The organism is Nitrosomonas sp. Nm132 (genome assembly GCF_900100485.1).
In the GTDB taxonomy this organism is placed as follows: domain Bacteria; phylum Pseudomonadota; class Gammaproteobacteria; order Burkholderiales; family Nitrosomonadaceae; genus Nitrosomonas.
The window spans coordinates 210,077-216,969 of sequence record NZ_FNDH01000001.1; the positions used below are offsets into that span (position 1 = coordinate 210,077).

Sequence of the window (6,893 nt, forward strand, 5' to 3'; positions counted from 1 at the left end):
GTCATGGATTGCGTCATTCTGCAATCTAATTCAAGCTATCACTCCGCGTATGTCAGCTCCAGCACCGAGAGCGCCCCACCTAACTCTTACTGATTCATCTTACAAGTCAATAGTTCACTGGCTGAGATTAGGCAACTTGCTATCTGGCCCCGAAGGTTCAACCGCCTCTCAGATACTTCAATTTAAACTAAAGTTCTTAAAAATTCGTGTCGATAATAAAGCTTGCGGGAAAAAGTCTCCTTCCCTTTAAATCCCCATGAGTCCCCCTGCTCTTTATATTTTTTAAGTAAGAAGCTCATCAGCGCCGGATTGTGAGAAGCAAGCAAAATAAGACAACTGAAGAGACGGCGAGGGAAAGAATTTGAGAAAAATTACGAATGTATATTAATTAATATGGAGATAAGTTAAATGACAACAATACTTATAGGTGATCTCAGCGGAGGTTTTAGCCTTACTAGGAATAAAAGTGGCAAAAATCAAACATTGATTGGCACGGATAATGATTCCATCAACATAATTTTTGGTGATGCTGTATTCATGTACGATCGCTCCAATGGGGGCCATGACACGTTGCAGGGGGGTGACAATAGCAGTGGAAACCTTATTAACGGCCTAGTTGGCGATGCCGCTGAAATGTTTGATTCCTCTAAAGGTGGCAATGACACTTTGCAGGGCGGTGACAACAGTGGTGGAATTCTTATTAACGGTCTAGCCGGTGACGCGACCATGATGCACGACTCCTCCACAGGCGGCAATGACACTTTGCAGGGCGGTAACAACAGTGGCAAGATTCTTATTAATGGTCTATTCGGTGATGCTGCTCTGATGCTGGAATCTTCTAAAGGTGGCAATGACAAGTTGCAGGGCGGTAACAACGATGGTGGAATTCTTGTTGAGGGGCTAGCCGGTGACGCCGCTATGATGCTGGATTCTTCTAAAGGTGGCAATGACACGTTGCAGGGCGGTAACAACGACGGTGGAATTCTTGTTGAGGGGTTAGCCGGTGACGCTGCCATGATGTTAGGTTCTTCTAAAGGTGGCAATGACACGTTGCGGGGTGGCATCAACAGTGACGGGACTCTTGTTAATGTTCTTGTCGGCGATGCGGTTAATATGTTCGATCATTCTAAAGGCGGTAATGACACGTTATGGGGAAGTAACAACGATGGCACTGGAATTGTCATTAATCATCTCTACGGTGATGCTAGAAACATGAGCGATTCTGTCGAAGCCGGCAATGATCGTCTGATCAGTGGCAGCAACGCAACAGATCACATGTATGGCGATGCCAAAAATCTCATATCGAATGACACCGATATCTCTGACTTCACTGCTTCAGTTGTTGATACATTTGGAGTCAATCAAATTAACGCTTTCCTGCAATCAGGTGGAAGCGAATTTGAGTTCGACAGTCTCAATGACATTGTGAACAACTTACGTAACATTTTCGATAGTAATGACGATTCGATTTTAACCAGCCCCACAGCTGGTGGGGCTGATATCTTCGTCTTCAATGGTCACTTTGGAAACGATTTCATTTACGATTTTCGCCAATCGGATAGAGACAAAATCGAACTCAGTATAACTGGCGTAGATTCCTTCGACGATCTCGATATCAATGACGATGGAAGTGATACGACAATTACAGCCGAAGGGCATGGCACAGTCACCCTGGTAGGGCTTACCGGCGTAAATTTAGCGGCAGAAAACTTTATTTTTTCATCCTAATTTTACTCACAAATACTGGGATTAGATCCAATCTGGCAGATATCTGGTCAACTTGATAACTGTCAGAGCGGATTTTTGATTTTCTAACAATACACTTTAAGCTCGGCTTGCTTATTTTCGTTGTGATCCCTCAGACCGTAATTTGATTGCTACACTGTCCAAGTTTCTGAAATTCTGTGATGTTTGTCAGTGTGGTGTGTGCAATCTTTTCCAATGCATTTCGTGTGAAGAAGGCCTGATGGCCAGTTATAACAACGTTTGGGAAAGTGAGTAATCGTGCAAATATGTCGTCCTGGAGAACTATATTGGACAAATCTTCAAAAAACAGCCCTTCTTCTTCTTCATATACGTCAAGACCCAGATAACCGATCTTACCCGATTTCAATCCATTGACCACAGCGAGCGTATCAATTACAGCACCACGGCTCGTGTTAATGAGCATCACACCTGTCTTCATCTTGTGGACTGTCTGCGTATCAATAATGTGATGTGTCTGCGGTGTCAATGGACAATGCAAGGTAAGAATGTCTGCCAAGGCGAATATATCATCAAGCTCAACATATTGGATTCCAATCTGCTTGCTGTCCGGATGAGGTGTAAGATCATAGCCTACGACTTGGCAACCAAAGCCACTCATAATTTTAGCAACCTCGAACCCTATCTTGCCGGTGCCAATAATGCCAACGGTCAAGCCATGCAAATCAAAGCCTAATAGGCCATCCAATGCAAAATTACCTTCCCGCACCCGGTTATACGCACGATGTATCTGGCGATTGAGCGTCAGGATCAAAGCAACAGTATGTTCGGCGACAGCGTGAGGCGAATAAGCTGGAACCCGAACCACCAAGATCTGGTGTGCTTGTGCTGCTCTCAGATCAACATTGTTGAATCCAGCACACCGTAAAGCAATAATGGCGGTTCCACCTAGTGCTAGTGCTTGCAGCACCGGTGCATCGAGTTGATCGTTGACAAAGATACATACGGCCGGAAAGCCATTTGCTAAAGCTACTGTCGCCTGGCTCAGATGAGTTTCAAAAAAAACCAGCTCATGCTGATGCTCTTCATTTGCTTTTTCCAGAAAGAAATGATCATAAGGTTTTACACTGAACACCGCAATTCTCATGGATACTTTCCTGGCAACTGTGTTTCCCTCGCCCACTTGGAATTAGTCATGCAAAATAGCGTGTGCATTATGTTGAAATTAAAGTCTATCATGTGCACTAGCTCAGATAAAATCATACAGTTACCGAAATTGACTGGGTATCTATCAAATTAGATTGGGTTTCAAGTTTTGCTATTCTAAATTTCTTTCCCGCTAAGTGAAGTCTCCATGGGAATTTTCCCATTGCAGATTTTACCCTGCTGAGTTCTCTCATTTATTATTGTAATAATCGAAGCAGCTGCCCAGTTTTTTGTAAGGCTTCCAGATCATGGTAGCGCTTTTTACGAAATGTCACCTGATAGAATTCCTGCAAAATAGTTTTATGAAAATATTCACAAATACTGTTGGTTTGGAGCGACATTGCCTGAGTTTTTGTATGATCAATATCATTGATTGGAAGAATATAGGTGACAGTCATGCTGCTCTACTCGCCCACAACACTCTGTGCCCTATCGATCAAGATATGCAACATAGGCATAGGCAAACCATGTGCTTCATAGAAGGACTGGATCTTGTTGATCAGATCACTGAGAAATCAAGGATTATGAAGACGACACATCATAAAAGACCAATAAAATACTTTATATATCTCTACTATTGCTTGGGTCGGAATAGAATACTTTAAATGTATAAAACCTCTACACAACCCTAAAAATTTTGCCGTGGTGGCGGAGAAAAAATAAAAGGGATAGATCTATAAAAGATCATCCCTTTTTGTACTCATACTTTACTTTTATAAATTCATAACGCTCTAAATCATTTTTTCTGTTTATTCATGATCGCTACCGGCTGCATCTGCATCTGCTTCATCACCATGATCATGGTGATGATGATGATGATGGTGGTGGTGATCTTGGTCTTCCTTCTCTCCTTTAGGTGCTTGAGGCATAAATTGTGCGCCTTGGGTTTCATGCTCCGGAATAGCTACAAATACAGCAACTGAAGTCTCGGGCGTAACTTGAAAGTCTCCCTTTCCTTTCATTATATTGGCATAAACCGGCTCCAATGTAACGGATTTCCTCTCTCCATCCTTCCCTACCTGAATATTTGCTTTTCCTTGACCACCGCTCGTTGAAACTGGCTTATCTCCATGATCTGTAATATACAGTGTCAATTCACCATCCTTAGCTACTAACTCTAAATGAAAAGGACCAGCCACACGAAGCTGACCACCGTGAGGCGCTTCAACTGTAGCCAAATATTCATCAGTATGAGCCAAAGCAAAATGTGACATCATCACCATTGCGCTCAATAAAACAGAAGTAACGATTAGTCTTCTCACTCATTCTCTCCTAGATTATTAATTAAAATAAGGATAATCGAAGCTATTGCAATTTTACAACATTAATTAGTGCACATGATCACTGGGTGGTGGAAGAATCATCTTTTCACTATTGAGCTGCACTAGCTGCTGTTTTAGAGTATTTATATCGGCCCACCCACTCTCATCCACATTAGGTATCCATCTTGCACGCAAGTACCCAAAACGATCTATCAAAAACTCAGAATGCTCCGGGAGGACCCCCTCACCAAGGATATCCGGATGAGTAAGTGTTCTTCGATATAGAATATAACTATTTTTGATCTCCTGAGCCCCCTCCGTAACGACAGGAAAAGGTATATCCCTTACAATATTCATGACTTCCTGTTGATCAAGATCATTCATTGGGACAGCCAGAATAAATGTATTGAGTTCACGCAGTCTATCATAGGCTGCTTTCAGTTCTTGTAAACGATCTTGCGATTTTGGCCATGTAAAGAACACTAGCATCACATTCTTTTCCTGACGAAAATCCTTCAGATAACCGCTAGAACCGTCATCTGCAAAATACGAGAAAATAGGTGGACCAATAGATGGTTTCTCAGGAACAACCCTCGGACTCAGCAGACGCGCCTGATAGCCACGTGACATGGCATGCAAATAATTGACGACATCCCAGCGGTCCTCTTCTGATAAATTACTAGAAAAACCAGGCATACCTGTTTCTGCAATTCCATACGTTAGCCAATGGAAAAAATCACCGGCGGTATGCCTCGCGGTATGTGGTTCTGTCAGCAAATCAGCAGGTGGTTTTGGCAGCGTCTTAGCAAGTATTCCATTACCTTGACCTTGCGGACCATGGCAGGACGTACAGTTCTGAGAGAAAAACACCGATCCATTAGAAATGGAAATAGCATCAAAAGGAACAGGTGTACTTTGATAAGTTTCCGGATAAGCATCCACTGCCAAGGGAGGCAAGGCTATTGCAAGAGAAGCCATGGTCAAAGCAGCCGGAATTCCCGCCCGTTTTTTAATTTCCCATTTATTTTTAATACCTAACCACACTGAACCAGCCGCCATTATCAATAATGCCACACCACTCCAGAATAAAAGCTGAACATTTGGCTCACCCCAGGTTGCATCAATTGAAAATCTGAAAGAATAAGGCCAGTTCTCTACCATGGCATGCTTTGCAGGCTTGGTGTTAGCCAAAATAGTCGCAAATAATACCAATAAAATGGCAAGTATAAATTCAATACTTACCCATTTCCTCAGTCGTTGGCTACCACCTTGGATCCGCTCGATATTATTAGCCTGCGTGAACGCAGGCAGCCATCTGGAACGCGCCCGATATGCAATAATCAGAATGATCGCCAATAGTGTAAGTTTTATGTTCAATACCCAACCATACGAACTGGCAACCAGCGCATGATAATCCTTCTCTACCATCCGATCAGCAATGATAAGTCCCGTAGCCATCATAATCACCATTACCGGCAAAGCTATCGTCGAAAATTTCTTCAAACTCTCGGCGCTCAACAAATCCAATGGTTTGTCTGGATCTTTCTTACTGAATACTATTAATAGAAAAGCAGGTAAAGCCCCAAACCAGACACCTGCTAAAAGAATATGCAACGCATAAGTAAATACTGGCATTACGGGCGCCTCCTCTGCTGCAGAATGACTTACCATGGAACCCGCAATCAGTGGCAATGAAGCTGCCACTGCACATAAAATGTAATGCCACCTTACCCTATAGACCTGCCTGACGTATAGAATAATTCCTAGCAAAACTAACGCGAATAGTGTGCGAGCCGCCCACATCTGTCCCATGCGAGTCTGTTGCACTACCTCCAGCCAAGCATCAGGCCGCCAGGCATTAGCTGCAATCCCGGTCGCTTCGCCTGTCGTTGTTGCCAGAATGATCAGCAGTCCAATTAGAATGATACCACCTAGCCATGGTAATCCACGCTCCAATCGGATTGCCCAAGAACTCTCGAATACAGCTTTCTGTTGTCCAGCTATAGCAAGAAAAATACAGCTACCAAAAATTATTAGATTGGCTACCAGCTGGGACCAACGCGCAAATGCAGCAACGATCTCAATCATCTTTTTTTACTTTATTCGCAACTGTGAAATTGTATTCAGAGTCAACTACATGACCATCTACGGAAAGTACCCGAAACTTTACGGTGTATCGTCCTGATTGCATTTCTGGTAATTCCAATACAATAGACTTTGGATCCTCTGAATGAATCTTTACCTTACTATCTGTAATAGACTTTTTATCTTCATTAAGTACCGAAAGAGACGCATACGCAGGCTCTACTTCTTCATTGAACCAGAGACGAACTTGCGCAGGTGCTGTAGAAAGTACTGCTCGACGAGCGGGTTCAGCCTTAACCAAAGCAGCATGTGCTAATACTTGGCTGGCATGCATCAGAGTCATTACCGTTACTATTATAGTTAACGCTAAAAATCGCTTAAAAATTGGTACTGTCCATTTTATTTTCATTTTAAGTACTCCTTTCTATTAGTTCTGACAACTCGAACAACCTAATATTTATTAGATTATCGAATGTAAGCGTAGTTCTAATTTCACTACTGCCACTACTACAAAAACTAAGCAGCTTCTGTTTTATTCTTTTTACTGCGCATGAAGAAGAAAGCACCAGCAGCGGCCAGCACGATAGCACCTATGATATAAGGTAGATTCGATTTTCCACCGGCTCCTACTGCGAA

General features: G+C 42.9%; 6 protein-coding genes and 1 pseudogene. 1 reads left to right on the forward strand and 6 read right to left on the reverse strand.

Features of this window, described 5'->3' with window-relative positions; translation table 11 throughout:
* Nucleotides 1-408 precede the first annotated feature (408 nt).
* Nucleotides 409-1,728, forward strand: coding sequence for a hypothetical protein (locus tag BLP80_RS00890; protein WP_090539191.1), 1,320 nt, complete (start codon nucleotides 409-411; stop codon nucleotides 1,726-1,728).
* 130 nt (nucleotides 1,729-1,858) lie between these two features.
* Here BLP80_RS00890 and BLP80_RS00895 read toward each other — a convergent pair whose 3' ends face one another.
* The 6 genes and pseudogenes from BLP80_RS00895 to BLP80_RS16540 all read right to left on the reverse strand — a co-directional run.
* Nucleotides 1,859-2,851, reverse strand: a complete 993-nt coding sequence (locus BLP80_RS00895; protein WP_090539193.1) for a 2-hydroxyacid dehydrogenase — start codon at nucleotides 2,849-2,851, stop codon at nucleotides 1,859-1,861.
* Between the two features lie 176 nt (nucleotides 2,852-3,027).
* Nucleotides 3,028-3,419, reverse strand: a pseudogene (locus tag BLP80_RS16050) (IS481 family transposase); the annotation flags it as partial.
* 240 nt (nucleotides 3,420-3,659) lie between these two features.
* Nucleotides 3,660-4,172, reverse strand: coding sequence for a hypothetical protein (locus tag BLP80_RS00905; RefSeq protein ID WP_143002201.1), 513 nt, complete (start codon nucleotides 4,170-4,172; stop codon nucleotides 3,660-3,662).
* A 66-nt stretch (nucleotides 4,173-4,238) separates the two neighbouring features.
* Complete coding sequence (locus BLP80_RS00910; protein WP_090539199.1) at nucleotides 4,239-6,260, reverse strand: CopD family protein; 2,022 nt, start codon at nucleotides 6,258-6,260, stop codon at nucleotides 4,239-4,241.
* Entirely contained in the window at nucleotides 6,253-6,666 is a 414-nt protein-coding gene (locus tag BLP80_RS00915; RefSeq protein WP_090539201.1) for a copper resistance CopC family protein, read from the reverse strand. Before BLP80_RS00915 ends, BLP80_RS00910 begins: the two co-directional genes overlap by 8 nt.
* A gap of 107 nt (nucleotides 6,667-6,773) precedes the next feature.
* A partial coding sequence (locus BLP80_RS16540) for an LPXTG cell wall anchor domain-containing protein (RefSeq protein WP_143002202.1) occupies nucleotides 6,774-6,893 on the reverse strand: 120 nt, incomplete at its 5' end.

Coding starts and splice junctions, on each gene's coding strand:
- BLP80_RS00890 (WP_090539191.1), top strand. CDS start 409: ATGACAACAATACTTATAGGTGATCTCAGCGGAGGTTTTAGCCTTACT.
- BLP80_RS00895 (WP_090539193.1), bottom strand. CDS start 2,851: ATGAGAATTGCGGTGTTCAGTGTAAAACCTTATGATCATTTCTTTCTG.
- BLP80_RS00910 (WP_090539199.1), bottom strand. CDS start 6,260: ATGATTGAGATCGTTGCTGCATTTGCGCGTTGGTCCCAGCTGGTAGCC.
- BLP80_RS00915 (WP_090539201.1), bottom strand. CDS start 6,666: ATGAAAATAAAATGGACAGTACCAATTTTTAAGCGATTTTTAGCGTTA.